Annotated in this window: 21 protein-coding genes and 1 other RNA gene; 20 read left to right on the top strand and 2 right to left on the bottom strand. The window is 61.9% G+C overall.

Features of this window, described 5'->3' with window-relative positions:
* Nucleotides 1–66: 66 nt before the first annotated feature.
* The 17 genes from rnpB to lpxC all read left to right on the top strand — a co-directional run bounded on the left by rnpB (nucleotide 67) and on the right by lpxC (nucleotide 18,580).
* Nucleotides 67–424, top strand: an RNA gene (gene rnpB / locus ACIPO9_RS14310) — RNase P RNA component class A.
* A gap of 332 nt (nucleotides 425–756) precedes the next feature.
* A complete protein-coding gene (gene mraZ / locus ACIPO9_RS14305) occupies nucleotides 757–1,212 on the top strand; it encodes a division/cell wall cluster transcriptional repressor MraZ (protein WP_110948512.1) in 456 nt (151 codons plus the stop codon).
* A gap of 2 nt (nucleotides 1,213–1,214) precedes the next feature.
* On the top strand, nucleotides 1,215–2,156 hold the full coding sequence (gene rsmH / locus ACIPO9_RS14300) for a 16S rRNA (cytosine(1402)-N(4))-methyltransferase RsmH (RefSeq protein ID WP_400781791.1): 942 nt from the start codon (nucleotides 1,215–1,217) through the stop codon (nucleotides 2,154–2,156).
* A complete protein-coding gene (gene ftsL / locus ACIPO9_RS14295) occupies nucleotides 2,153–2,446 on the top strand; it encodes a cell division protein FtsL (RefSeq protein ID WP_274136189.1) in 294 nt (97 codons plus the stop codon). Before rsmH ends, ftsL begins: the two co-directional genes overlap by 4 nt.
* Nucleotides 2,443–4,194, top strand: coding sequence for a peptidoglycan D,D-transpeptidase FtsI family protein (locus tag ACIPO9_RS14290; RefSeq protein ID WP_400781602.1), 1,752 nt, complete (start codon nucleotides 2,443–2,445; stop codon nucleotides 4,192–4,194). The genes ftsL and ACIPO9_RS14290 overlap by 4 nt, the downstream gene beginning before the upstream one ends.
* Nucleotides 4,194–5,657 (top strand): UDP-N-acetylmuramoyl-L-alanyl-D-glutamate--2,6-diaminopimelate ligase, encoded by a 1,464-nt coding sequence (locus tag ACIPO9_RS14285; protein WP_400781599.1) that lies wholly within the window; start codon nucleotides 4,194–4,196, stop codon nucleotides 5,655–5,657. Before ACIPO9_RS14290 ends, ACIPO9_RS14285 begins: the two co-directional genes overlap by 1 nt.
* The gene (murF, locus tag ACIPO9_RS14280) at nucleotides 5,650–7,035 is read left to right on the top strand and encodes a UDP-N-acetylmuramoyl-tripeptide--D-alanyl-D-alanine ligase (protein WP_400781596.1); all 1,386 of its coding nucleotides are present in this window, start codon (nucleotides 5,650–5,652) and stop codon (nucleotides 7,033–7,035) included. Before ACIPO9_RS14285 ends, murF begins: the two co-directional genes overlap by 8 nt.
* A complete protein-coding gene (gene mraY / locus ACIPO9_RS14275; protein ID WP_166596479.1) occupies nucleotides 7,035–8,117 on the top strand; it encodes a phospho-N-acetylmuramoyl-pentapeptide-transferase in 1,083 nt (360 codons plus the stop codon). The genes murF and mraY overlap by 1 nt, the downstream gene beginning before the upstream one ends.
* Before the next feature lie 6 nt (nucleotides 8,118–8,123).
* Nucleotides 8,124–9,470, top strand: coding sequence for a UDP-N-acetylmuramoyl-L-alanine--D-glutamate ligase (gene murD, locus ACIPO9_RS14270; RefSeq protein ID WP_400781594.1), 1,347 nt, complete (start codon nucleotides 8,124–8,126; stop codon nucleotides 9,468–9,470).
* Nucleotides 9,470–10,684 carry a putative lipid II flippase FtsW gene (gene ftsW / locus ACIPO9_RS14265; protein ID WP_274136215.1) on the top strand — a complete coding sequence of 405 codons (1,215 nt, stop codon included), beginning with the start codon at nucleotides 9,470–9,472 and terminating at the stop codon, nucleotides 10,682–10,684. Before murD ends, ftsW begins: the two co-directional genes overlap by 1 nt.
* The gene (gene murG, locus ACIPO9_RS14260) at nucleotides 10,671–11,744 is read left to right on the top strand and encodes an undecaprenyldiphospho-muramoylpentapeptide beta-N-acetylglucosaminyltransferase (protein ID WP_400781591.1); all 1,074 of its coding nucleotides are present in this window, start codon (nucleotides 10,671–10,673) and stop codon (nucleotides 11,742–11,744) included. The genes ftsW and murG overlap by 14 nt, the downstream gene beginning before the upstream one ends.
* Nucleotides 11,737–13,197, top strand: a complete 1,461-nt coding sequence (murC, locus tag ACIPO9_RS14255; protein ID WP_400781590.1) for a UDP-N-acetylmuramate--L-alanine ligase — start codon at nucleotides 11,737–11,739, stop codon at nucleotides 13,195–13,197. Before murG ends, murC begins: the two co-directional genes overlap by 8 nt.
* Nucleotides 13,194–14,153 carry a D-alanine--D-alanine ligase gene (locus tag ACIPO9_RS14250; protein WP_400781587.1) on the top strand — a complete coding sequence of 320 codons (960 nt, stop codon included), beginning with the start codon at nucleotides 13,194–13,196 and terminating at the stop codon, nucleotides 14,151–14,153. The genes murC and ACIPO9_RS14250 overlap by 4 nt, the downstream gene beginning before the upstream one ends.
* A 3-nt stretch (nucleotides 14,154–14,156) precedes the next feature.
* Nucleotides 14,157–15,029: a cell division protein FtsQ/DivIB gene (locus ACIPO9_RS14245; RefSeq protein ID WP_274136174.1), complete on the top strand. Its 873-nt coding sequence runs from the start codon at nucleotides 14,157–14,159 to the stop codon at nucleotides 15,027–15,029.
* Nucleotides 15,030–15,044: 15 nt separating this feature from the next.
* Complete coding sequence (gene ftsA / locus ACIPO9_RS14240; RefSeq protein WP_274136172.1) at nucleotides 15,045–16,304, top strand: cell division protein FtsA; 1,260 nt, start codon at nucleotides 15,045–15,047, stop codon at nucleotides 16,302–16,304.
* Nucleotides 16,305–16,365: 61 nt separating this feature from the next.
* A complete protein-coding gene (gene ftsZ, locus ACIPO9_RS14235) occupies nucleotides 16,366–17,556 on the top strand; it encodes a cell division protein FtsZ (RefSeq protein WP_062384185.1) in 1,191 nt (396 codons plus the stop codon).
* Between the two features lie 112 nt (nucleotides 17,557–17,668).
* Complete coding sequence (gene lpxC, locus ACIPO9_RS14230; protein ID WP_108236924.1) at nucleotides 17,669–18,580, top strand: UDP-3-O-acyl-N-acetylglucosamine deacetylase; 912 nt, start codon at nucleotides 17,669–17,671, stop codon at nucleotides 18,578–18,580.
* Nucleotides 18,581–19,474: 894 nt separating this feature from the next.
* On the opposite strand, the gene ACIPO9_RS14225 is transcribed toward lpxC, so the two are convergent.
* Nucleotides 19,475–19,933, bottom strand: coding sequence for a DciA family protein (locus ACIPO9_RS14225; protein WP_400781788.1), 459 nt, complete (start codon nucleotides 19,931–19,933; stop codon nucleotides 19,475–19,477).
* 318 nt (nucleotides 19,934–20,251) lie between these two features.
* Between ACIPO9_RS14225 and secA the strand changes: the two genes are divergently transcribed.
* The 3 genes from secA to ACIPO9_RS14210 all read left to right on the top strand — a co-directional run bounded on the left by secA (nucleotide 20,252) and on the right by ACIPO9_RS14210 (nucleotide 25,503).
* On the top strand, nucleotides 20,252–22,999 hold the full coding sequence (secA, locus tag ACIPO9_RS14220; protein WP_274136841.1) for a preprotein translocase subunit SecA: 2,748 nt from the start codon (nucleotides 20,252–20,254) through the stop codon (nucleotides 22,997–22,999).
* A gap of 127 nt (nucleotides 23,000–23,126) precedes the next feature.
* Complete coding sequence (gene argJ, locus ACIPO9_RS14215) at nucleotides 23,127–24,344, top strand: bifunctional glutamate N-acetyltransferase/amino-acid acetyltransferase ArgJ (RefSeq protein ID WP_400781585.1); 1,218 nt, start codon at nucleotides 23,127–23,129, stop codon at nucleotides 24,342–24,344.
* A gap of 214 nt (nucleotides 24,345–24,558) precedes the next feature.
* On the top strand, nucleotides 24,559–25,503 hold the full coding sequence (locus ACIPO9_RS14210) for a Nudix family hydrolase (RefSeq protein WP_400781583.1): 945 nt from the start codon (nucleotides 24,559–24,561) through the stop codon (nucleotides 25,501–25,503).
* 91 nt (nucleotides 25,504–25,594) lie between these two features.
* Here ACIPO9_RS14210 and ACIPO9_RS14205 read toward each other — a convergent pair whose 3' ends face one another.
* Nucleotides 25,595–26,179, bottom strand: a complete 585-nt coding sequence (locus ACIPO9_RS14205; RefSeq protein ID WP_400781580.1) for a cob(I)yrinic acid a,c-diamide adenosyltransferase — start codon at nucleotides 26,177–26,179, stop codon at nucleotides 25,595–25,597.

Raw genomic sequence — 26,179 nt, 5'->3', positions numbered from 1 at the left:
CTCAATAGTGCCCCAGGCTTATTAATGCTTGTTCTTGAGCCTGCCAGCCATTAACCTTGGCGGCGGAGAGTCGATTGGACAGTCGCTGCCTTTCATTGTTCCGCAATGAAGGGGGGAGGAAAGTCCGGGCTCCATAGGGCGGAGTGCCAGGTAACGCCTGGGGGGCGCGAGCCTACGGAAAGTGCCACAGAAAATAACCGCCTAAGCACTTCGGTGCCGGTAAGGGTGAAAAGGTGCGGTAAGAGCGCACCGCACGGCTGGTAACAGTTCGTGGCTAGGTAAACCCCACTCGGAGCAAGACCAAATAGGGTTCCAAGGCGTGGCCCGCGCTGGAACCGGGTAGGTTGCTAAAGATGTCCAGTGATGGCCATCGTAGAGGAATGACTGTCCTCGACAGAACCCGGCTTACAGATCGACTCTCCACCTTTTCCCCTCTCCCTGCTTTTTCTCGCATTTCTTTCTCGCTTTCTTTGTCAAAATCCTCCCCTCGTAATGCCGAAAAAATCTTAAACCTCACAAAACACTTTAAGTTCGAACGCCATCTTTCTGAATATTTTCGGATTTATCTGTAGTCCCAATCCGAAATTTTTGGAAACTCCCGCACAACCTCTCCTAAATCTCCGTTCTGTAAGGGTTTTCCTTAAGAAGTTGCCTTGACGGTGTGGTGGGCGCATTCCTATAGTGTGCGCAAGTGGCGGAAAGTGGCGTGAAGTGGGTTTTTTGAGCGCAAAAAGATAATATTCGGAGAAAGCGCCTGTGTTCCGTGGTGCAAACGCAATCAATCTCGACGCAAAGGGCCGTCTCGCTATGCCGAGCCGGTACCGCGACGAGCTCGATTCGCGTAGCTCCGGCCAGTTGATTGTGACCATTGATACCGTTGACCCGTGCTTGTGCATCTATCCGCTCCCGGAATGGGAACTGATCGAAGCCAAACTGCGCGAGCTTGCAACATTCCGTGAAGAAAACCGTCGTCTGCAGCGACTGTTGATCGGTAACGCGGTTGATCTGGAACTCGACGGCAGTGGGCGCTTTCTGGTGCCACCACGTTTGCGTGACTACGCCAAGCTCGATAAGCGAGTGATGCTGGTTGGCCAGCTCAACAAGTTTCAACTGTGGGATGAGGACGCCTGGAACGCACTTGCTGATGCGGACCTTGCGGCCATTCAAAAACCGGGCGCGATGCCTGATGAACTGCGTGATTTGATCCTGTGACTATGAATAGCGGCTTTACCCACATCACCGTACTGCTCGAAGAAGCCGTCGAGGCTCTCGCGGTGCGCGCCGATGGCTGCTATCTGGATGGCACGTTCGGACGGGGCGGGCACAGCCGCCTCATCTTGCAGAACCTGGGGCCGGACGGCCGGCTCCTGGGGTTCGACAAGGATCCTCAAGCGATTGCCACCGGGCAAGCGCTGGCGGCCGAAGACGGCCGCTTTGTCATTGTGCAGCGCAGCTTTGCAGAATTGGGCTCAGAGGCTCTGGAACGCGGCATTGCGGGCAAGGTCAGCGGAATCCTGCTCGACCTTGGCGTCTCCTCGCCACAACTCGACGACCCTGAGCGCGGCTTCAGTTTCATGAACGACGGCCCGCTGGACATGCGCATGGACCCGTCCCGAGGGATCAGCGCCGCCGAGTTCGTCAATACTGCGCCTGCCGAAGAAATCGCCCGAGTATTCAAGGAATACGGCGAGGAGCGTTTTGCCAAACGCATGGCCGGTGCTGTCGTCGCACGTCGCGAAACCCAGCCTTTCGAACGTACCGGCGATCTGGCCGAAGTGTTGAAAGTCGCCAACCCTGCGTGGGAAAAGGGCAAGAACCCGGCAACCCGTGCATTCCAGGGTCTGCGCATTCACGTCAACAACGAGCTGGGCGACCTGGAAGCCGGCCTTGAAGCTGCGCTGGACGCACTGGAAATCGGCGGCCGTCTGGCGGTCATCAGCTTCCACTCGCTGGAAGACCGCATCGTCAAACTGTTCATGCGCAAGCTGGTCAAGGGCGAGGCCGACAACCTGCCACGCAACCTGCCGGTTCGCCATCAGGCCTTCGAGCCACGCATCAAGCTGATCGGCAAGGCGCAGTTCGCCTCCGATGAAGAAACCCGGGCCAACCCCCGTTCGCGCAGTGCTGTCATGCGTGTCGCGGAGAAACTCCGGTGAGCCGCGGATTCTTCAAGCCATTGCCAGGCGGCAGCTTCTTCATGCTGCTGTTGTTCATTGCCGTCCTCGTGTCGGCAATCGCCGTTTCCTACAGCGCACACTGGAACCGTCAGCTCCTCAACTCGTTGTATTCCGAACTCAGCGTTCGTGACAAGGCGCAGGCCGAGTGGGGTCGCCTGATTCTTGAACAAAGCACCTGGACCGCTCACAGCCGGATCGAGGCGCTGGCCACCGATCAACTGAAAATGCGCATTCCCAATGCCGCCGATATCCGGATGGTGTCGCCATGATGAAGCTTGACGGCGCACTCTACCCATGGCGGTTCCGCCTCGTGGTCGGCCTGTTGTCGGTCATGGTGCTGGCTATTTCCTATCGCATCGTCGATCTGCAGGTCATCGACCGTCGCTTCCTGATTGAACAGGGCGATGCGCGCAGCCTGCGTACCGTCTCCATTCCTGCGCACCGTGGCCTGATTACCGACCGCAACGGCGAACCGCTGGCCGTCAGTACTCCAGTGACCACCATCTGGGCCAACCCGTCCGAGATGCAGGCCGACAAGAGCAAGTGGGGCGTACTGGCCCAGGTGTTGGGTCAGGATCCGAAAGCCCTGGCAGACCGCCTGAACGAGCAGGCCAGCAAGGAATTCATCTATCTGGTTCGCGGCCTGACCCCGGAGCAGGGCCAGTCGGTGCTCGACCTGAAAGTGCCGGGCGTCTACGGCAAGGAAGAGTTCCGGCGTTTCTATCCTGCCGGCGACGTGACCGCCCACATGGTTGGCTTCACCGACCTGGACGACCATGGCCGCGAAGGGGTTGAGCTGGCCTACGACGACTGGCTGGCCGGTGTGCCCGGCAAGCGGCAGGTCATCAAGGACCGGCGCGGCCGGCTCATCAAGGACCTGCAAGTGAAGAAAAACGCCAAGGCTGGAAAGACCTTGGCTTTGTCTATTGATCTGCGCCTGCAATACCTGGCGACCCGCGAGCTGCGCAACGCGATTCAGGAAAACGACGCCAAGGCCGGCAGCCTGGTGATCATGGACGTGAAGACTGGCGAAGTGCTGGCGATGGTCAACCAGCCGACCTACAACCCGAACAACCGTCGCACCATGGTTCCGGCGGCGATGCGTAACCGCGCGATCATCGACGTGTTCGAGCCAGGCTCGACCATGAAACCGATCTCCATGACCGCAGCCCTGGACAGTGGCCGCTGGAAACCCAGCGACAAGGTCGAGGTGTACCCGGGCACCCTACAGATCGGCAAATACACCATTCGTGACGTGACCAAGACCGAAGGTCCGATCCTTGACCTGACCGGCATCCTGATCAACTCCAGTAACGTGGGCATGAGCAAGGTCGCGTTCGACGTCGGCGGTGAAGCGATTTTCCGTGCGATGCAGCGTGTGGGCCTTGGCCAGTACACCGGCCTGGGCTTCCCGGGCGAGCGCGTGGGCAACCTGCCGAACTACCGCGAGTGGCGCAAGGCTGAAACCGCGACCCTGTCCTACGGCTACGGCCTGTCGGTGACGGCGCTGCAACTGGTGCACGCCTACTCGGCGCTGGCCAACAACGGCAAGATCGTCCCGCTGACCATCCTGAAAACCGACAAGCCGTCCGAGTCTACCCAGGCGATTCCGGAAGCCACCGCGAAGACCCTGCAAGGCATGCTGCAGCAAGTCATCGAAGACCCGCGCGGCGTATACCGTGCCCGCGTGCCGTCGTACCACGTCGCTGGCAAGTCGGGTACCGCCCGTAAGACGTCGGTCGGCACCAAGGGCTACGCCGAGAACTCCTATCGCTCGCTGTTCGCAGGCTTCGGCCCGATGAGCAACCCGCGCTACGCCATCGTGGTGGTGATCGACGAACCAAGCAAAGGCGGCTACTTCGGTGGTCTGGTTTCGGCACCGGTGTTCAGCAAAGTGATGTCGGGCACCTTGCGCCTGATGAACGTGCGCCCGGACAACCTCGCGCCGGTCCCGCCTGAACAGCAGGCCAATGCCGCGCCACCGCTCGTCGTTCCAGTCAAGGGAGGGCGTGGCTGATGCCTTTCAACCTGAGCAAGATCTTCGCCCAGAGCGACCGTGACCTGTTGATCCGTGAACTGACCCTGGACAGCCGCAAGGTGCGTCCGGGCGATCTGTTCCTGGCGATTCCAGGCCTGAAGGTCGACGGCCGCGACCACATTACCGACGCCATCGCCCACGGCGCCGCCGCCATTGCCTATGAAGTCGAAGGCGCCAAGGTGCTGCCGATCACCGACATCCCGATGATTCCGGTCAAGGGCCTGGCCGCGCAGTTGTCGGACATCGCCGGGCGTTTCTATGGCGATCCGAGCCGCGGCATGCATCTGGTTGGCGTCACCGGCACCAATGGCAAGACCAGCGTGACCCAGTTGATCGCCCAGGCGCTCGACAAGCTCGGCCTGCACTGCGGGCTGATCGGCACATTGGGCACTGGCTTCTACAGCGAGCTGAAAAGCGGGATCCACACCACGCCCGATCCGATTTCCGTGCAGTCGACGATCTACGACCTGAAAAAGGCCGGGGCCAAGGCCATCGCCATGGAAGTGTCGTCCCACGGTCTGGATCAGGGTCGTGTCACCGCGCTGGCGTTCGACGTCGCGGTGATGACCAACCTGTCCCGCGATCACCTCGATTACCACGGCACCATGGAAGCCTACGCGGCGGCCAAGGCCAAGCTGTTCGCCTGGAATGACCTGCGTTGCCGCGTGGTCAACCTGGACGACGATTTCGGTCGCCAGCTCGCCGGTGAGCAGCACGCGTCGCGGCTCATCACCTACAGCCAGGAAGACAGCAGCGCCTACCTGTTCTGCCGCGATGCGGTGTTCGACGACGATGGCGTTCGCGCCACCCTGGTCACCCCGCAGGGCGATCACCTGTTGCGCAGCAGCCTTCTGGGCCGCTTCAACCTGAGCAACGTGCTGGCGGCGGTTGGTGCCTTGATGGGACTCGACTACCCGCTGAGCGACATTCTCAAAGTGCTGCCGAGCCTCGAAGGCCCGGTCGGCCGGATTCAGCGCCTGGGCGGCGGCAAACGTCCTCTGGTTGTGGTCGATTACGCCCACACCCCCGACGCGCTGGAAAAAGTGCTGGTGGCCCTGCGCCCACACGCCAAGGGCCAACTGGCCTGCCTGTTCGGCTGTGGCGGTGATCGCGATCGCGGCAAGCGTCCGTTGATGGCCGAGGTGGTCGAGCGCTTGGCCGACAAGGTGCTGGTCACCGATGACAACCCGCGCACCGAAGACGCCGCCCGCATTTTCGACGACATTCGCGCAGGTTTCACCTCGGCCGATAGCGTCGCTTTCGTCGCCGGCCGCGGCCAGGCCATTGCACAGATCATCGCCCAGGCCGATGCCGCCGACGTGATCGTGCTGGCCGGCAAGGGCCACGAGGATTACCAGGAAATCGACGGGGAACGCCATCCGTTCTCCGATCTTGAAGAAGCCGCCAAGGCACTGGACGCATGGGAGGCTGCACATGATTAAGCCGCTTTCGTTCAGCGAACTGCTGTTGCCACTCGACGCGCGTCGGGTCGGCGAAGACGTACATTTCAACGGCGTCAGCATCGACAGTCGCGCCATCGAGTCAGGCCAGCTGTTCGTTGCGCTGACCGGTCCGCGTTTCGACGGCCACGATTACCTCGATCAGGTCGCCGCCAAAGGTGCGGTGGGCGCGTTGGTCGAACGTGAGGTTGCAGACAGTGCATTGCCGCAACTGATCGTGGGTGACACCCGCAAGGCGCTGGCGCAACTGGGCGCGCTGAATCGCAACGCCTTTGTCGACAAGCCGGTCGCGGCGATTACCGGTTCCAGCGGCAAGACCACGGTCAAGGAGATGCTCGCGAGCATCCTGCGCACGCGCGGCACCGTGCTGGCGACCAAAGGCAATCTGAACAACGAGCTGGGCGTACCGCTGACCTTGCTGACACTGTCGCCGGAGTTCGATGCGGCTGTGATCGAGTTGGGCGCCAACCACGTGGGCGAAATCGCGCTGACCGTGAGCCTGACCAAGCCTCACGTGTCGGTGCTGACCAACGCGGGTACTGCTCACGTGGGCGAGTTCGGCGGTCCGGAAAAGATCGTCGAAGCCAAGGGCGAGATCATCGACGGCCTCGATTCGCGCGGCACTGCGGTGCTGAATCTGGACGACAAGGCATTCGGTATCTGGGCCGCCCGTGCCGGCGCCCGCAAGGTGCTGAGCTTTGCCCGCACCAACCCTGACGCCGATTTCCATGGTTCGGACCTGGGCATCGACGCCCGTGGCTGCCCGACTTTCACCCTGAACAGCCCCACTGGCTCTGCTCAGGTGCAACTCAATCTGCTGGGCGCGCACAACGTGAACAACGCGCTGGCCGCTGCCGCTGCCGCACACGCGCTGGGCGTGTCGCTGCCGGGCATCGTCGCCGGGCTGAACAACGTCCAGCCGGTGAAGGGGCGCACCGTTGCGCAACTGGCGACCAACGGCATTCGCGTGATCGATGACACCTACAACGCCAACCCGACCTCCGTGGCCGCAGCGACTGACATTCTGACCAGCTTCCCGGGCCGCAAGGTGCTGGTGCTGGGCGATATCGGCGAGCTGGGCGACTGGGCCGAGCAGGGCCACCGCGATGTCGGCGCCTATGCCGCTGGCAAGGTCGACGCGCTGTATGCCGTCGGTCCGCTGATGGCCCATGCGGTCAAGGCTTTCGGGCAGGATGCCCGCCATTTTGCAAGTCAGGCTGACCTGATCGAGGCGCTGGGCGCCGAGCAAGACAAAAACACAACCATTTTGATCAAAGGTTCTCGCAGTGCCGCGATGGAAAACGTCGTGGCGGCTCTCTGCGCAACCCAGACTTATCCCTTGAAGGCGGAGAAACATTAATGCTGCTGCTGCTGGCCGAGTATCTGCAACAGTTCTATAAAGGCTTCGCGGTCTTCCAGTACCTGACCCTGCGCGGGATTCTTGGCGTGCTCACTGCACTCTCGCTCTCGCTGTGCCTGGGGCCATGGATGATCCGTGCCCTGCAGAACAAGCAGATCGGCCAATCGGTCCGCAACGACGGTCCGCAATCTCACCTGTCCAAATCCGGCACCCCGACCATGGGTGGCGCATTGATTCTGTCCGCCATCGGCATCGCCACCCTGCTGTGGGCCGACCTGACCAACCGCTACGTGTGGGTGGTGCTGATCGTCACGCTGCTGTTCGGCGGCATCGGCTGGGTCGACGACTACCGCAAGGTCATCGAGAAGAACTCGAAGGGTCTGCCAAGCCGCTGGAAATACTTCTGGCAGTCGGTGTTCGGCCTGGGCGCGGCGATCTTCCTTTATATGACCGCACAATCTCCGGTCGAAACCACGCTGCTGATCCCGATGTTGAAAGACTTCAGCATTCCGTTGGGTATCGGCTTCGTGATCCTGACCTACTTCGTGATCGTCGGCTCCAGCAACGCGGTCAACCTGACCGATGGTCTGGACGGCCTGGCCATCATGCCAACAGTCATGGTCGGCGGCGCGCTGGGCATTTTCTGCTACCTGTCGGGTAACGTGAAGTTCGCCGAATACCTGCTGATTCCCTACGTGCCGGGCGCGGGCGAGCTGATCGTGTTCTGCGGCGCGCTGATCGGTGCGGGCCTGGGCTTCCTCTGGTTCAACACCTATCCGGCACAAGTGTTCATGGGTGACGTCGGCGCGCTGGCGCTGGGCGCGGCCCTGGGCACCATCGCGGTGATCGTCCGTCAGGAAATCGTCCTGTTCATCATGGGCGGCGTGTTCGTGATGGAGACCCTGTCAGTCGTCATTCAGGTTGCATCGTTTAAATTGACCGGCCGCCGCGTTTTCCGCATGGCACCGATCCACCACCACTTTGAACTCAAGGGCTGGCCCGAGCCGCGCGTGATCGTCCGTTTCTGGATCATCACCGTGATCCTCGTGCTGATCGGCCTTGCCACATTGAAACTGAGGTAACGCAGAGTGTCGTTGATCGCTTCTGACCACTTCCGCATCGTTGTCGGCCTCGGCAAGAGCGGCATGTCCCTGGTTCGCTTCCTGGCGAACCGGGGCGTGGCGTTTGCCGTGGCCGATACGCGGGAGAATCCGCCGGAGCTTGAGACCCTGCGTCGTGACTACCCGCACGTTGAAGTGCGTTGTGGCGAGCTCGACGTCGAGTTCCTGTGCCGCGCCGACGAGCTGTACGTGAGCCCGGGCCTGGCCCTGGCGACTCCGGCGTTGCAGGCGGCTGCGGCCCGTGGCGTGAAGCTGTCGGGTGACATCGAGCTGTTCGCGCGTAACGCGAAGGCGCCGATCATCGCCATCAGCGGCTCCAACGCGAAAAGCACCGTGACCACGCTGGTCGGCGAAATGGCCGCAGCGGCGGGCAAGCGCGTGGCGGTCGGCGGCAACCTGGGCACCCCTGCCCTGGACCTGCTCAGCGATGACGTCGAGCTGTATGTGATGGAGCTGTCGAGCTTCCAGCTGGAAACCACCGACCAGTTGGGCGCTGAAGTCGCTACCGTGCTCAACGTCAGCGAAGACCACATGGACCGCTACAGCGGCCTGCCTGCGTATCACCTGGCCAAGCACCGGATTTTCCGCGGTGCCCGTCAGGTGGTGGTCAACCGTCAGGACGCGCTCTCCCGGCCGTTGATCGGCGAAGGCGTGCCGTGCTGGACCTTTGGTCTGAACAAGCCTGACATCGCAGGCTTTGGTCTGCGGGAAGAGAACGGCGAAAAATACCTGGCCTTCCAGTTCGAGCACCTGATGCCGGTGAGCGAGCTGAAAATCCGTGGCGCGCACAACCAGGCCAACGCCCTGGCTGCCCTGGCGCTGGGCCACGCTGCCGGCCTGCCATTCGAACCGATGCTGCAAGCGCTGCGCAGCTTCGCCGGCCTGGTACACCGTTGCCAGTGGGTGCGCGAGCGTGCAGGCGTCAGTTACTACGACGACTCCAAGGCCACCAACGTCGGCGCTGCATTGGCCGCCATCGAAGGCCTGGGTGCGGACATCAGCGGCAAGCTGGTGCTCATCGCCGGTGGCGACGGCAAGGGGGCGGACTTCTCCGCACTCAAGGCGCCGGTCGCCGTTCATTGCCGCGCCGTCGTCCTGCTGGGCCGCGACGCTGAACTGCTCGCCGCGACCTTCGGCGATTCGGTGCCCCTGATACGCGTCAAGACATTGGAAGAAGCTGTGCAACGTGCTGCCGAAGTGGCTCAGCAAGGGGACGCCGTGCTGCTGTCTCCGGCCTGTGCAAGCCTGGACATGTTCAAGAATTTCGAAGAACGCGGACGTCTGTTCGCCCAGGCAGTGGGGGGCTTGTCATGATCTTTGGCGTGCTCAAGCCTTACCCGTCGCCGATCATCAGCGGCCGTGGCGTTGACGTCGACTTCCCGATGCTCGCCGGTTGCCTGGCCTTGCTGGGCCTGGGCCTGGTGATGATCACTTCCGCATCCTCGGAAGTCGCCGCCGTCCAGTCCGGCAACGCGCTGTACATGATGACCCGCCACCTCATCTACCTGGTGCTGGGCCTGGGTGCCTGCGTCGCCACCATGATGGTGCCGGTCGCGACCTGGCAACGCCTGGGCTGGCTGATGCTGCTGGGTGCCTTCGGCCTGCTGATCCTGGTGATCGTGCCCGGTATCGGGCGTGAGGTGAACGGTTCGATGCGCTGGATCGGCTTCGGCATGTTCAACGTGCAGCCCTCGGAAATTGCCAAGGTGTTCGTGGTGATCTTCCTGGCTGGCTACCTGATTCGTCGCCAGACCGAAGTGCGCGAGAGCTGGATGGGCTTCTTCAAGCCGTTCATCGTGCTGCTGCCCATGGCCGGCCTGCTACTGATGGAACCTGACTTCGGTGCCACCGTCGTGATGATGGGCGCTGCCGCGGCGATGCTGTTCCTGGGCGGCGTCGGCCTGTTCCGCTTCACCCTGATGGTGGCACTGGCGGTCGCGGCAGTGTTCGTGTTGGTTCAAGCCCAGCCTTACCGAATGGCGCGCCTGATTACCTTTACCGACCCCTGGTCCGATCAGTTCGGTTCCGGCTACCAGTTGACCCAGGCGCTGATCGCCTTCGGTCGTGGCGAGTGGTTCGGCGTGGGCCTGGGCAACAGCGTGCAGAAGCAGTTCTACCTGCCTGAAGCGCACACTGACTTCGTGTTCTCGGTACTGGCCGAAGAGCTGGGCGTGGTCGGGTCGCTGGTGACCGTTGCGCTGTTCATGTTCGTGAGTATCCGTGCGATGTACATCGGCATGTGGGCCGAGCGCGCCAAGCAGTTCTTCGCCGCGTACACCGCCTATGGCCTGGCGTTCCTGTGGATCGGCCAGTTCCTGATCAACATCGGGGTGAACGTCGGCCTGCTGCCGACCAAAGGTCTGACCCTGCCATTCCTCAGCTACGGCGGCAGCTCGCTGATCATCTGCTGCGCAAGCCTGGGCCTGCTGCTGCGTATCGAATGGGAATCGCGCAACAACATGGGCAGTGAAGAAGCCGAGTTCAACGAGAGCGATTTCGCCGAGGAGCCGAACCATGGCCGTCGGTAATGTACTGATCATGGCAGGCGGCACCGGCGGACACGTGTTCCCGGCACTGGCCTGCGCCCGGGAATTCCAGGCACGCGGCTACACCGTGCACTGGCTGGGCACGCCTCGTGGTATCGAAAACGAACTGGTGCCCGGCGCCGGTCTGCAGTTGCACCTGATCAACGTCACCGGCCTGCGCGGCAAGGGGCGTCTGTCCTTGCTCAAGGCGCCGTTCATGTTGCTCAAGGCCTTGTTGCAGGCGCGCAAGGTCGTGCGTGAGTTGAAGCCGGTCTGCGTGGTCGGATTCGGCGGCTACGTGACAGGCCCTGGCGGTCTGGCAGCGAAGCTTTCCGGCGTGCCGTTGATCATCCATGAGCAGAACGCCGTGGCCGGCACCGCCAACCGTAGCCTGGCGTCGTTCGCCGCTCGTGTGTGCGAGGCGTTCCCGCAGACTTTCGCGGCTTCGGCCAAGCGTCGCACCACCGGCAATCCGGTGCGTGCCGAGCTGTTCTTCGAGACGCCGCGTCAGGCGCTGGAAGGGCGCAAGCCACGGCTGCTGATTCTGGGCGGAAGCCTGGGCGCCGAGCCTCTGAACAAGCTGCTGCCCGAAGCCCTTGCGCTGGTGCCGGCAGAGTTGCGGCCTGAGGTGTTCCATCAGGCGGGCAAGAAACACGATGAAGTCACTGCCGAGCGCTACCGCGCTGCCGGTGTCGAGGCGCAGGTCGCCCCCTTCATCAAGGACATGGCCCAGGCCTATGGCTGGGCGGATCTGGTGGTCTGTCGCGCAGGCGCGCTGACCATCAGTGAACTGGCAGCCGCTGGACTGCCGTCGTTGCTGGTGCCGCTGCCCCACGCAATCGATGACCACCAGTCGCGCAATGCCGAATATCTGGCCCGTGAAGGCGCAGCCTTCGTGATGCCGCAAAGGACAACTGGCGCTGCCGATATGGCGGCTCGCCTGAAAGAGGTTTTGATGCAACCCGAACAATTGAAACGCATGGCTACCACGGCCCGCCAACTGGCCAAGCCGGATGCCACCAACACCGTCGTCGATGTCTGCCTGGAGGTGGTCCATGGTTGAGAATCAACGCGCGATGCCACAACCGGAAATGCGTCGTATCCGTCGTATCCACTTCGTCGGGATCGGCGGCGTGGGCATGTGCGGCATTGCAGAGGTGTTGCTGAACCTGGGTTATGACGTCTCCGGTTCCGACCTCAAGGCGTCCCCGGTGACCGAGCGTCTGGAATCCTTCGGTGCGCACATCTACATCGGCCACCGCGCCGAGAACTCGGCTGCCGCCGACGTGCTGGTCGTCTCCAGCGCCGTCAACACCTCCAACCCGGAAGTGGCGACCGCCCTTGAGCGTCGCATTCCCGTGGTGCCGCGCGCCGAGATGCTGGCCGAGCTGATGCGCTATCGCCACGGCATCGCCGTCGCCGGTACCCATGGCAAGACCACCACCACCAGCCTGATCGCCTCGGTGTTCGCCGCCGGTGGCCTGGACCCGACCTTCGTGATCGGCGGCCGCCTGAACGCAGCGGGCACCAATGCCCAGCTTGGCACCAGCCGTTACCTGATCGCCGAAGCGGACGAAAGCGACGCCAGCTTCCTGCACCTGCAGCCGCTGGTCGCCGTGGTCACCAACATCGACGCCGATCACATGGCGACCTACGAAGGCGACTTCAACAAGCTGAAGAAGACCTTCGTCGAGTTCCTGCACAACCTGCCGTTCTACGGCCTGGCCGTGGTCTGCACCGACGATCCGGTGGTGCGCGACATCCTGCCGTCCGTGAAGCGTCCGGTCATGACCTACGGCTTCAACGAGAACGCCGACGTGCGCGCCATCAACGTGCGCCAGGAAGGCATGCGTACCCACTTCACCGTGCTGCGCCGCGACCGCGAGCCGCTGGACGTGTCGGTGAACATGCCGGGCAACCACAACGTGCTCAACTCGCTGGCGACCATCGCCATCGCGACCGACGAAGGCATCACCGACGAAGCCATCGTCCAGGGCCTGTCGGGCTTCCAGGGCGTGGGTCGGCGGTTCCAGGTGTACGGCGAGCTGCCGGTCGAAGGCGGCAACGTGATGCTGGTGGACGACTACGGTCATCACCCGCGCGAAGTGGCTGCGGTCATCAACGCCGTGCGCGGCGGCTGGCCGGATCGCCGGCTGGTCATGGTCTACCAGCCGCACCGCTACAGCCGTACCCGCGATCTGTACGACGACTTCGTGCAGGTGCTCAACGACGCCAACGTCCTGCTGCTGATGGAAGTCTACCCGGCGGGCGAAGAGCCGATTCCGGGCGCGGACAGCCGCCAACTGGCCCATAGCATTCGTCAGCGCGGCCAACTGGACCCGATCTACATCGAGCGTGGCGTTGAACTCGCGCCGCTGGTCAAGCCGCTGCTGCGCGCAGGCGACATCCTGCTGTGCCAGGGCGCGGGCGACATCGGCGGTCTTGCTCCGCAATTGCTCAAGAGCCCTTTGTTCTCGGGCGCCATCGTGGCCTCAACCGAAGGTAAGCTGAAATGACAGCCGCCGCGCCAGTCTCCCTGCTCTCGACCCTGGAGCCGAAAAGCTTCGGTCGCGTGGCCGTGCTCTTCGGTGGCAAGAGCGCGGAGCGGGAGGTTTCCCTGAAATCCGGCAATGCAGTGCTCAAGGCGCTGCAGAGCGGGGGCGTGGATGCGTTCGGCATCGACGTGGGCGACGATTTCCTGCAGCGGCTGGTCAGCGAAAAGATCGACCGCGCGTTCATCGTGTTGCACGGCCGTGGTGGCGAAGACGGCACCATGCAGGGCCTGCTCGAATGCCTCGGGATCCCGTACACCGGCAGCGGCGTGCTGGCCTCGGCGCTGGCGATGGACAAGCTGCGCACCAAGCAGGTCTGGCAGAGCCTGGGCCTGCCGACCCCGCGTCACGCGGTGCCTGGCTGCGAATCGGATTGTATTTTGGCGGCGACGGAACTGGGCTTTCCTTTGATCGTCAAACCCGCACATGAAGGCTCTAGTATCGGTATGGCCAAGGTGACCTGCGTCGACGAATTGATCGCCGCATGGAATGCCGCCAGTACCTATGATTCGCAAGTGTTGGTCGAACAATGGATTCAAGGTCCGGAGTTCACCGTCGCCTCGCTGCGTGGGCAGGTATTGCCTCCGATCGGCCTGGGCACTCCCCACACCTTTTACGACTACGACGCCAAGTACCTGGCTTCCGATACCCAGTACCGGATCCCGTGTGGCCTCGACGCAAACAAGGAACAGGAACTCAGGGCGCTGACCGCACGTGCCTGCGAAGCCGTGGGCATTGCCGGCTGGGCGCGTACCGACGTGATGCAGGACGCCGACGGCAAGTTCTGGCTGCTGGAAGTCAACACCGTGCCGGGGATGACCGACCACAGCCTGGTGCCGATGGCTGCCAAGGCGGCGGGGCTCGATTTCAACCAGTTGGTGTTGGCGATTCTGGCCGACAGTGTCCAGGTGCGGGGGTAGATCATGCACGGCGCGACGCTTCGTCATCAGCAACCCGTTTCCGGCGGCCGCAAGCCGGTGCCGCGTGGTGCCAGCCGCATGGTGGCCAAGGAGCCATTGTCGGCGCGCATGCCACGGCCCAGCTTCGGTTTCCTGCGCACCCTGATGTGGCCGGTGCTGCTGGTGGTGCTCGGCTTTGGCACCTACGAAGCGGCCCAGCGCCTGCTGCCGTACGCCGACCGGCCGATCTCGCGGATCAACGTTCAGGGCGACCTGAGCTACATCAGCCAGCAGGCCGTGCAGCAGCGTATCGCTCCGTATGTGGCCACCAGTTTCTTCAACATCGACCTGGCCGGCATGCGTACCGAGCTTGAGCAGATGCCGTGGATCGCCCACGCCGAGGTCCGCCGCGTCTGGCCGGACCAGGTGGTGATCCGCCTGGAAGAACAGTTGCCGGTTGCGCGCTGGGGCGATGAAGCCCTGCTGAACAACCAGGGTCAGGCATTCACCCCGCGTGAGCTGGCCAACTACGAACACCTTCCGCAGTTGTTCGGGCCCGTGCGGGCTCAACAGCAGGTGATGCAGCAGTATCAGGTCCTGAGTCAGATGTTGCGCCCGCTGGGCTTCTCCATCGCTCGCCTGGAACTGCGCGAGCGAGGCAGCTGGTTCCTGACCACCGGCGCAGGCAACGCAGGCCCGGGCCTTGAGTTGCTGCTGGGTCGCGACCACCTGGTGGAGAAGATGCGCCGCTTTATCGCCATCTACGAAAAAACGCTTAAAGAACAGATCACGAACATTGCGCGAGTAGACCTGCGTTACAACAACGGCCTGGCCGTTGGCTGGCGTGAGCAGGCACCAGCGCCAACGACGGACAAACCCGCCGTCGCGAAGAATTGATAAGAGGCAGGACCCATGGCAAACGTGCAAAGCGGCAAAATGATCGTCGGATTGGATATCGGCACCTCCAAGGTGGTGGCGCTGGTAGGCGAAGTCGCGGCTGATGGCACGCTGGAAATCGTCGGTATCGGCACCCATCCATCGCGCGGCCTGAAGAAGGGCGTGGTGGTGAACATCGAGTCGACGGTGCAATCGATTCAGCGCGCCGTCGAAGAAGCGCAGCTGATGGCTGGCTGCCGCATTCACTCGGCGTTCGTCGGTGTCGCGGGCAACCACATTCGCAGCCTGAACTCCCACGGCATCGTGGCGATTCGTGACCGCGAAGTGAGCTCGGCTGACCTGGAGCGCGTCCTGGACGCTGCACAGGCAGTGGCGATCCCGGCTGACCAGCGCGTGCTGCACACCCTGCCGCAGGATTACGTGATCGATAACCAGGAAGGCGTGCGCGAGCCACTGGGCATGTCCGGCGTGCGTCTGGAAGCCAAGGTCCACGTAGTGACCTGCGCCGTCAACGCTGCGCAGAACATCGAGAAGTGCGTGCGCCGCTGCGGCCTGGAAGTCGACGACATCATCCTGGAACAGCTGGCTTCGGCCTACTCGGTACTGACCGACGACGAGAAGGAACTGGGTGTGTGCCTGGTGGACATCGGCGGCGGCACCACCGACATCGCGATCTTCACCGAAGGCGCGATCCGTCACACCGCGGTGATTCCGATTGCCGGCGATCAAGTGACGAACGACATCGCGATGGCCCTGCGTACTCCAACCCAGTACGCCGAGGAGATCAAGATTCGTTACGCCTGTGCACTGGCCAAGCTGGCCGGCGCCGGGGAAACCATCAAGGTTCCAAGCGTGGGCGACCGTCCACCTCGTGAACTGTCCCGTCAGGCACTCGCCGAAGTGGTCGAGCCACGCTATGACGAGCTGTTCACCCTGATCCAGGCCGAGCTGCGTCGCAGCGGCTACGAAGACCTGATCCCGGCCGGCATCGTGCTGACCGGCGGTACCTCGAAAATGGAAGGCGCGGTTGAACTGGCCGAGGAAATCTTCCACATGCCGGTTCGCTTGGGCGTTCCGCACAGCATCAAGGGTCTGGCGGACGTCGTTCGCAACCCGATCTACTCCACCGGTGTTGGCCTGTTGCTGTACGGACTGCAAAAGCAGTCGGACGGCATCACGCTGTCGGGCTTGTCCGGCCCCGGTAGCAGTTATAGCGATGAACCTAAGGCGCCCGTGCTTGAACGCCTCAAGCGCTGGGTGCAGGGGAATTTCTAAGTTTCAAAAGTGGTAGGCGGCAGTAGGCGATAAAAAACTAGAGAAGTGAAGGAGAGGGAACATGTTCGAGCTCGTAGACAACATCCCACAAAGCCCGGTAATCAAGGTTATCGGTGTCGGTGGCGGCGGCGGCAACGCGGTCAATCACATGGTCAAGAGCAACATCGAAGGCGTTGAGTTCATCTGCGCCAACACCGATGCTCAAGCACTGAAAAACATTGGCGCACGTACCATTCTGCAACTGGGTACCGGTGTGACCAAGGGCCTGGGTGCAGGTGCCAACCCTGAAGTAGGTCGTCAGGCCGCACTGGAAGATCGTGAGCGCATTGCGGAAGTTCTGCAGGGCACCAACATGGTCTTCATCACCACCGGCATGGGTGGCGGTACCGGTACCGGTGCTGCGCCGATCATCGCCGAAGTGGCCAAGGAAATGGGCATCCTGACCGTTGCGGTCGTGACCCGTCCGTTCCCGTTCGAAGGCCGCAAGCGCATGCAGATCGCCGATGAAGGCATCCGCGCGCTGTCCGAAAGCGTCGACTCGTTGATCACCATTCCCAACGAGAAGCTGCTGACCATCCTGGGCAAGGACGCAAGCCTGCTGTCCGCATTCGCCAAGGCAGACGATGTACTGGCTGGTGCCGTTCGCGGTATCTCCGACATCATCAAGCGTCCAGGCATGATCAACGTCGACTTCGCCGACGTACGCACCGTGATGTCCGAAATGGGCATGGCGATGATGGGCACTGGCGCTGCCAGCGGTCCGAACCGTGCACGTGAAGCCACCGAAGCTGCGATCCGCAACCCGCTGCTCGAAGACGTGAACCTGCAGGGTGCCCGCGGCATTCTGGTCAACATCACTGCCGGCCCTGACCTGTCCCTGGGTGAGTACTCCGACGTGGGTAGCATCATCGAAGCGTTCGCCTCCGAGCACGCCATGGTCAAGGTCGGTACCGTTATCGATCCGGACATGCGCGACGAGCTGCACGTGACTGTGGTTGCCACAGGCCTGGGTGCAAAAATCGAGAAGCCTGTGAAGGTCATCGACAACACCATGCAGACCGCCCAAGCCGCACCGGTTCAGCAACAGGCCGTCCGTCAGGAACAGCCTTCGGTGAACTACCGCGACCTGGACCGTCCTACCGTGATGCGCAATCAGGCTCACGCAGGCGCCACTGCTGCGGCAAAAATGAATCCGCAAGACGATCTGGACTACCTGGACATTCCAGCATTCCTGCGTCGTCAGGCTGATTGATGAGTTCTATCAGGGGTATAAGGGTGATTGGTGTTCAGCAAAGGCCAGGTCTGCTATCATCGCCAGCCTTTGTTGATACTAATTCGCGATATGCGCTGAAGCGGCCAATGCCATGATTAAACAACGCACCCTGAAGAATATTATTCGTGCCACAGGCATCGGCCTGCACTCTGGGGAAAAGGTCTACCTGACCCTCAAGCCTGCACCTGTGAACGCTGGCATTGTGTTTTTCCGTACCGACCTCGAGCCGGTCGTCCAGATCAACGCGCACGCGTTGAACGTCGGCGACACCACGCTCTCCACAACACTGTTCAACGGTGACGTGAAGGTCGATACGGTTGAACACTTGCTGTCGGCCATGGCCGGTCTTGGCATCGATAACGCCTACGTTGAACTCTCTGCCTCCGAAGTTCCAATCATGGACGGCAGCGCAGGTCCCTTCGTATTCCTGATTCAGTCAGCTGGCCTGGAAGAGCAGGACGCACCGAAGAAATTCATACGCATTCTGAAAGAAGTTTGCGTAGAAGAAGACGGCAAATACGCCAAGTTCGTGCCGTTCGAAGGTTTCAAGGTGAGCTTCGAAATAGATTTCGACCACCCGTACCTCAAGAACCGCACGCAAACTGCAAGCGTCGACTTCTCCAGCACTTCGTTCGTAAAAGAAGTGAGCCGTGCGCGTACATTCGGTTTCATGAAAGACATCGAATACCTGCGCAAGCACAACCTTGCACTGGGCGGCAGCGTTGAAAACGCGATCGTCGTGGACAAGGACGGCGTGTTGAATGAAGACGGTCTTCGTTATGAAGACGAATTCGTCAAACACAAGATTCTGGATGCCATCGGTGACCTGTATCTGTTGGGCAACAGCCTGATTGGCGAGTACCAGGGCTTCAAGTCGGGACACGGCCTGAACAACCGTCTGCTGCGTGCATTGATTGCACAGGAAGACGCGTGGGAAGTCGTGACCTTCGAAGATGCCAGTACCGCACCGATCTCCTACATGCGCCCTGTTGCGGCGGTGTAAAAAGTCTCTTCTTCTCTGCTTGAATATTCAAGGTCACCTTCGGGTGGCCTTTTTTATTGGCTCGCTTTTGCACCGCGCCATTACTGCTCTGATGGTTCCCACGCTCCGCGTGGCGGGTGACTCTGATATTGGGGACATATCCATTGTCGCGGTGACCGGGCTTTAGGGTTTCGCCCCTTACGGGCGACCTACTTTCCTTACGGGGAAAGTAGGCAAAGCCATTGCGACAGGCTGGGGTCCTTCGGACTTCCCTCGCTCCGGCGCCGTTCCGGGGGCACGCCGTCCCGTCCATCTGAGCGCCGTCCATGGCCCGCACGGCTAGCGGCATCCATGCCGCTCATCCCCCTCCACGACACCTGCGCTCGGCCTGGCGCCTTAACGTCGCGTTCGGCGTCGTCTGCACCATCGCGCATGAAGATCAAAAGCAAAGCTTTGGCTCACTCTGCCCCGTAGCAGCACGGCTTGCCGGCGGGAGCGCCCTCAAGATCGCCCCCGCCGGCAAGCCGTGCTGCTACGGGTCGGTGGTGTGCTTTTGATCTTGGTGCGCGATGGTACAGGCGCTACAGATCGCGACGTCAAGGCGCCAGGCCGAGCGTAGGCGTCGTGTAGGGGGATGAGCGGCAGGAAGCCGCTAGCCGTGCTGGCCATGGACGGCGCTCAGATGGACGGGACGGCGTGCCCCCGGAACGGCGCCGGAGTCGAGGGAAGTCCGACGAAGGAGGACCCCAGCCTGTCGCAAATGGTTTGCCTACTTTCCCGAAAGAAAGTAGGTCGCCCGTAAGGGGCGAAACCCTAGGCCAAAACCACCGCGAAAACGGATATACACCCGACTTCAAAGTCACCCAAAGACGCGGAGCGTCAAACAACCCGTTACCACGCGGAGCGTGGGAACGATCAGCAATCCCTGGGCCTGCCATGCGCCGCCAGCCGCTCCAGCGCCGCGCGCAGCTTGGGGTCGCTGATCCCCTCGGCTGTCTCATTGAGCGTCTCGGCGGCCGCGCTCGAAAGATCCCGCGAATGACCCACCGCCGCCCCATGAATCGTCGGCGGTTGTACCTTGAACAGCAATCGGGTCAGGTTTGCAAACTCCTTGAACTCCACCAACTGACGTTGCAAGCGCCGCTGCTGATAACGCAAACGGGTCGCCCAATGCCCGTCCGTCACCACCAGCAACAAAGTTCCTTCCCGCCACGACGCCACATGACAATGCGCCCGGGCAGCCGGTTGCAACTGCGTTTCGAGCAGGCGCTGTAAGTGTGCCAGGCGCTGGGCGTGGTTGAAGATCGCCCGCAAGGGCCTGGCCTCACGCAGAAGAGCCGCCGGTGCGCGAGCCTGTAAAGGACGAAATGCCATATCAGATGCCTGTTCTTGCAAGTCCGCGATCTTAACAGAAAGCGCCGGGCAGCCCTGTAAGCGTTGGATCAAGCGGCCTTAAAGCGGTTACAGTATGAAAAAACATTAATCAAACTTCTGCCCCGTACGGGTTGAAGTCCCGAGAAATGCCCCTATTGTACTTCTGCCCCGTAACATTGCTGTGCCAGCATCGTGGAATAACGCCACTTTCCTCACCACCATTTCCGGGTAGAATGCTCGTTCGCATGCGGCCATGAGGGCTGCACGGGCGACTCACGGGGCCGCCCTCCATCTCTATGTGTGGAAGATCCTGTCGATATGTTTGCACCTTTGTTGAAAAAACTTTTCGGAAGCAAAAACGAGCGCGAAGTGAAGCGCATGCTCAAGACGGTTCAATTCGTCAACAGCTTCGAAGAGCAAATGGTGGCCCTTTCGGACGAGCAACTGCGCGCCAAGACCGAAGAATTCAAGGCCCGCATCGCCAAAGGTGAGACCCTCGATAAGCTCCTGCCTGAAGCCTTTGCGGTATGCCGTGAAGCGGGCAAGCGCATCATGGGGATGCGTCACTTCGACGTTCAGCTGATCGGTGGCATGACGCTGCACGAAGGCATGATCGCCGAAATGCGCACCGGTGAAGGTAAAACCCTGGTGGCGACACTGGCGGTGTACCTCAACGCGCTGTCCGGCAAGGGCGTGCACGTTGTCACCGTGAACGATTACCTGGCTCGCCGCGACGCCAACTGGATGCGCCCGCTGTACGAATTCCTCGGTCTGACCGTAGGCGTCGTCACGCCATTCCAGCCGCCTGAAGAAAAGCGCGCTGCGTACGCCTCCGACATCACCTACGGCACCAACAACGAATTCGGTTTCGATTACCTGCGCGACAACATGGCGTTCAGCATGGAAGAAAAATTCCAGCGCGAACTCAATTTTGCCGTGATCGACGAAGTGGACTCCATCCTCATCGACGAAGCGCGTACGCCGCTGATCATCTCCGGCCAGGCCGAAGACAGCTCCAAGCTCTACACCGAAATCAACAAGCTGATCCCTAAACTCGAGCAGCACATCGAGGAAGTGGAAGGCGTCGTGACCAAGCAGGGCCACTTCACCATCGACGAGAAATCCCGTCAGGTGGAGCTCAACGAGTCCGGTCACCAGTTCATCGAAGAAATGCTCACCGAAGTCGGCCTGCTGGCTGAAGGCGAGAGCCTGTACTCGGCGCACAACCTGGGCCTGTTGACCCACGTCTACGCCGGCCTGCGTGCGCACAAGCTGTTCAACCGCAACGTCGAGTACATCGTCCAGGACGGCCAGATCCTGCTGGTCGACGAACACACCGGCCGTACCATGCCGGGTCGTCGCCTGTCCGAAGGCCTGCACCAGGCCATCGAGGCCAAGGAGCACCTGAACATTCAGGCCGAGAGCCAGACCTTGGCTTCGACCACCTTCCAGAACTACTTCCGTCTGTACAACAAGCTGTCCGGCATGACCGGTACCGCAGACACCGAAGCGTTCGAATTCCACCAGATCTACGCGCTGGCCGTGATGGTCATCCCGCCGAACAAGCCGTTGGCGCGCAAGGACTTCAACGACCTGGTGTACCTGACCGCCGAAGAGAAATACCTGGCGATCATCACCGACATCAAGGCGTGCCTGGCCGAACAGCGTCCGGTGCTGGTGGGTACCGCGACCATCGAAACTTCCGAGCACATGTCCAACCTGCTCAAGAAGGAAGGCATCGATCACAAGGTCCTGAACGCCAAGTTCCACGAGAAGGAAGCCGAAATCATCGCGCAGGCCGGCCGTCCTGGCGCCCTGACCATCGCCACCAACATGGCCGGTCGCGGTACCGACATCCTGCTGGGCGGCAACTGGGAAGTGGAAGTCGCAAGCCTCGAAGACCCGACTCCGGAGCAGATCGCACAGATCAAGTCCGCCTGGCAGAAACGCCATCAGCAAGTGATCGAGGCCGGTGGCCTGCACGTGATTGCGTCCGAGCGTCATGAATCCCGTCGTATCGACAACCAGCTGCGCGGTCGCGCCGGTCGTCAGGGCGACACCGGTTCGAGCCGTTTCTACCTGTCGCTGGAAGACAGCCTGATGCGCATCTTCGCCTCTGACCGGGTGAAGAACTTCATGAAGGCGCTGGGCATGCAGTCCGGCGAGGCCATCGAGCACCGCATGGTGACCAACGCCATCGAAAAGGCCCAGCGCAAGGTCGAAGGCCGCAACTTCGACATCCGCAAGCAATTGCTGGAGTTCGACGACGTTTCCAACGAACAGCGTAAAGTGATCTACCACATGCGTAACAGCCTGCTGGCTGCGACGAACATTGGTGACACCATTGCCGAGTTCCGCGAAGAAGTGCTCGACGCCACCATCAGCGCGCACATTCCGCCTCAGTCGCTGCCAGAGCAGTGGGACGTGGCCGGTCTGGAAGCTGCACTGAACAGCGATTTCAGCGTCAAGCTGCCGGTTCAGCAGTGGCTGGACGAAGACGATCACCTGCACGAAGAAACCCTGCGTCCAAAACTGCTGGAAGCCATCCTGTCGGCTTACAACGAGAAGGAAGACCAGGCCAGCGCCGAAGCCCTGCGTACCTTCGAGAAGCAAATCCTGCTGCGCGTTCTGGACGACCTGTGGAAAGACCACCTGTCGACCATGGACCACCTGCGTCACGGTATCCACCTGCGCGGCTACGCTCAGAAGAACCCGAAACAGGAATACAAGCGCGAGTCCTTCACCCTGTTCCAGGAACTGCTGGATTCGATCAAGCGCGACACCATCCGCGTGCTGTCGCACGTTCAGGTTCGCCGCGAAGATCCTGCCGAAGAAGAAGCGCGCCTGCGTCGCGAAGCCGAAGAACTGGCCCAGCGCATGCAGTTCCAGCACGCCGAAGCACCGGGTCTGGATCAGCCGCTCGCACTGGCCGAGGAGGGCGATGACGTCGCCGTTGCCGCTGCTGCCCTGTCGCCGGTTCGCAACGACCAGAAACTGGGTCGCAACGAGCTGTGCTGGTGTGGCTCCGGTAAAAAATTCAAGCACTGCCACGGTCAGATTAATTAAGTAACGGCCTGGCTGTAGCTTTGACGTAACACCACGCCGCGACCGGCCCAGCCGTCGCGGCGTTTTTCAATCATTCGAGCCGTCGCGGTACTGCCCGGCGGCCTGGTTAGTTTAAGGAGCGCATTTCATGGCTGTTGGTCTTGGTCCTCTGCCGACTCTGCACCCGGTTCCCGGTTTTGAACTTGGTATTGCCTCTGCCGGCATCAAGCGCCCTGGGCGCAAGGATGTGGTGGTCATGCGCTGCGCCGAAGGTTCCAGCGTCGCTGGCGTGTTCACCCTGAACGCGTTTTGTGCAGCACCGGTGATCCTGTCCAAACAGCGCGTGGGCGGCACCGTTCGCTACCTGCTGACCAACACCGGCAATGCTAACGCAGGCACCGGCGAGCCAGGCCTGGCTGCTGCCGAGCGCACCACCGCGAAACTGGCCGAACTGACCGGCGTCGACGCCAGCGCGATCCTGCCGTTCTCCACCGGCGTGATCGGCGAGCCGTTGCCTGTGGAAAAGATCGAAGGCGCATTGCAAGCCGCGCTGGACGACCTGTCTGTGGATAACTGGGCGGCCGCGGCCACCGGCATCATGACCACCGACACCCTGCCCAAAGGCGCCAGCCGCCAGTTCCAGATCGATGGCGTGACCGTCACCGTGACCGGTATCAGCAAAGGCGCGGGCATGATTCGTCCGAACATGGCCACCATGCTCGGCTACATCGCCACCGACGCCAAGGTGTCCCAGAGCGTGCTGCAGGACCTGATCCGCGACGGCGCCAACAAGTCGTTCAACCGCATCACCATCGATGGCGACACCTCGACCAACGATTGCTGCATGCTGATCGCCACCGGCCAGGCCAACCTGCCAGAAGTCACCGAAGCCCGCGGCCCGCTGTTCGACGCGCTGAAAAAGGCCGTGTTCGACGTCTGCATGGAAGTCGCCCAAGCCATCGTGCGTGACGGCGAAGGCGCGACCAAATTCGTGACTGTCGAAGTCAACGGTGGCGGCAATCATCAAGAGTGCCTGGACGTCGGCTACACCGTCGCTCACTCGCCGCTGATCAAGACTGCGCTGTTCGCCTCCGACCCGAACTGGGGCCGCATCCTGGCCGCCGTGGGCCGCGCCGGCGTGCCGGACCTGGACGTGAGCAAGATCGACGTGTTCCTCAGCGGCGTGTGCATCGCCAGCAAGGGCGCCCGCGCCACGACCTACACCGAGGCTCAGGGCTCGGCGGTCATGGCCGAAGAAGAAATCACCATCCGCATCGAGCTGGGCCGTGGTGATTGCAGCGAAACGATCTGGACCACCGACCTGTCCCACGAGTACGTGAAGATCAACGCGGAATACCGCACCTGATTCTTTGCGCCAAGGAGTCTGGGGTCATGTGGGATGTTCCTGCCTGACGCCGTCTCTTGTGGGAGTGAGCTTGCTCACGAAGGGGCCAGTGCATAAGCCACATCTTCAGGGTTTGGACTGCCGTCTTCGTGAGCAAGCTCACTCCCACAGTAATGAGTCTGTGCTCCGAGAGTAGGTGCAACCCGCAATATCTGTTTTTGAAGGAAAGCTGAACGTGAAACGCATCCATGTAGCCGCCGCGGTCATTCGTGGCACCGACGGCAAGATTCTGATTGCCAGGCGCGCTGACAAGCAGCACCAGGGCGGCTTGTGGGAGTTTCCCGGGGGCAAGGTCGAGCCCGACGAAACCGTCGAGGCGGCGTTGTCCCGTGAGTTGAAAGAAGAACTGGGCATCGTGGTCGCCAAGGCGCGGCCACTGATCAAGATCAAACACGACTACCCCGACAAGCAGGTGTTGCTGGATGTCTGGGAAGTCTCGTCTTTTACCGGCGAGCCCCATGGCGCCGAGGGCCAGCCGCTGGCCTGGGTGTCGAACCGGGAACTGGCCAGCTATGAATTCCCCGCCGCCAATCAACCGATCGTCGCGGCAGCCCGTTTGCCGGGCGAGTATCTGATTACCCCGGATGCCCTGGAAACGCCGCAGCTGCTGCAAGGCATGCAAAAGGCGATTGCCGGCGGGATCAAGCTGATCCAGCTGCGCGCACCGAACGGCTACGACCCCAAGTACCGCGATGTCGCGGTGGATGCGGTCGGGCTGTGCGCAGGCAAGGCGCAACTGATGCTCAAGGGGCCTCTGGAGTGGCTTGGGGACTTTCCGGCCGCAGGCTGGCACCTGACCAGCGAGCAACTGCGCAAATACGCCAGCAAGGGCCGTCCGTTCCCGGAAGAGCGCTGGCTGGCGGCCTCGTGCCACAACGCCGAAGAGCTGTCCCTGGCCGAGCAGATGGGCGTGGATTTCGTCACCCTGTCGCCGGTTCAACCCACCCAGACCCATCCCGATGCCCAGCCTCTGGGCTGGGAGCAGGCGTGGGCGTTGATCGAAGGCTTCAGCAAACCGGTCTACCTGCTGGGCGGCGTGGGCCCGGCAGAGCGCCAGCAGGCGTGGGAGCATGGCGCGCAGGGCGTGGCGGGGATCCGGGCGTTCTGGCCGCAGATCTGACGGTCACCTGTAGGAGCGCGCTTGCCCGCGACAGCGGTGGGTCAGATACCAGGATGTATCAGACGGATCGCAATCGCGGGCAAGCGCGCTCCTACAATGAGCCAGGTTTTTTCGCGGGCTGCCACAGAATCTCCGGCACTCCCTCTCTGCGCGCAATGATCCGAGCCGCGACGAACAGCAAGTCCGACAGCCGATTGATATAAGCCAGCCCAAACCCGGCCAGCGGCTCGACAGCGTTCAAATGCTGGCAACGTCGCTCGGCACTGCGGGCCAGGCTGCGGCAGACGTGGGCCTGGGCGATCAGGGTCGAGCCGCCGGGCAGGATGAAGTTTTCCAGCGGCCCTACCTCGTCATTCCATTTGTCGATGGCCGCTTCCAGCCGTTCGACTTCCCCGGCGTTCAGCGCCTGGTACTCCGGCATCGCCAGCTCACCGCCCAGGTCAAACAGTCGATGCTGACAGGGCGCCAGCACATCGATGACCTCCTGAAACGTCGGCATGGCGTGGGCCAGCCCTTCAAGCCCCGCCAACAGCAAACCGAGCTGGCTGTTCAGCGCATCGACTTCGCCGATGGCCTCGATCCGCGGATGATCCTTCGGCACGCGGCGGCCATCGCCCAGGCCGGTCTCGCCCTGGTCGCCGGTGCGTGTGTAAATTTTCGACAAGCGAAATCCCAT

This window comes from Pseudomonas sp. NPDC090203, from assembly GCF_044746765.1.
In the GTDB taxonomy this organism is placed as follows: domain Bacteria; phylum Pseudomonadota; class Gammaproteobacteria; order Pseudomonadales; family Pseudomonadaceae; genus Aquipseudomonas; species Aquipseudomonas putida_AD.
This window is presented reverse-complemented; position numbering and strand designations above follow the sequence as displayed.

Coding starts and splice junctions, on each gene's coding strand:
- secA (WP_274136841.1), top strand. CDS start 20,252: ATGTTTGCACCTTTGTTGAAAAAACTTTTCGGAAGCAAAAACGAGCGC.
- ACIPO9_RS14205 (WP_400781580.1), bottom strand. CDS start 26,179: ATGGGATTTCGCTTGTCGAAAATTTACACACGCACCGGCGACCAGGGC.
- murF (WP_400781596.1), top strand. CDS start 5,650: ATGATTAAGCCGCTTTCGTTCAGCGAACTGCTGTTGCCACTCGACGCG.
- murG (WP_400781591.1), top strand. CDS start 10,671: ATGGCCGTCGGTAATGTACTGATCATGGCAGGCGGCACCGGCGGACAC.
- ftsA (WP_274136172.1), top strand. CDS start 15,045: ATGGCAAACGTGCAAAGCGGCAAAATGATCGTCGGATTGGATATCGGC.
- rsmH (WP_400781791.1), top strand. CDS start 1,215: ATGAATAGCGGCTTTACCCACATCACCGTACTGCTCGAAGAAGCCGTC.
- argJ (WP_400781585.1), top strand. CDS start 23,127: ATGGCTGTTGGTCTTGGTCCTCTGCCGACTCTGCACCCGGTTCCCGGT.
- mraY (WP_166596479.1), top strand. CDS start 7,035: ATGCTGCTGCTGCTGGCCGAGTATCTGCAACAGTTCTATAAAGGCTTC.
- ftsZ (WP_062384185.1), top strand. CDS start 16,366: ATGTTCGAGCTCGTAGACAACATCCCACAAAGCCCGGTAATCAAGGTT.
- lpxC (WP_108236924.1), top strand. CDS start 17,669: ATGATTAAACAACGCACCCTGAAGAATATTATTCGTGCCACAGGCATC.
- ACIPO9_RS14290 (WP_400781602.1), top strand. CDS start 2,443: ATGATGAAGCTTGACGGCGCACTCTACCCATGGCGGTTCCGCCTCGTG.
- ACIPO9_RS14245 (WP_274136174.1), top strand. CDS start 14,157: ATGCACGGCGCGACGCTTCGTCATCAGCAACCCGTTTCCGGCGGCCGC.
- ACIPO9_RS14285 (WP_400781599.1), top strand. CDS start 4,194: ATGCCTTTCAACCTGAGCAAGATCTTCGCCCAGAGCGACCGTGACCTG.
- murC (WP_400781590.1), top strand. CDS start 11,737: ATGGTTGAGAATCAACGCGCGATGCCACAACCGGAAATGCGTCGTATC.
- ACIPO9_RS14225 (WP_400781788.1), bottom strand. CDS start 19,933: ATGGCATTTCGTCCTTTACAGGCTCGCGCACCGGCGGCTCTTCTGCGT.
- ACIPO9_RS14250 (WP_400781587.1), top strand. CDS start 13,194: ATGACAGCCGCCGCGCCAGTCTCCCTGCTCTCGACCCTGGAGCCGAAA.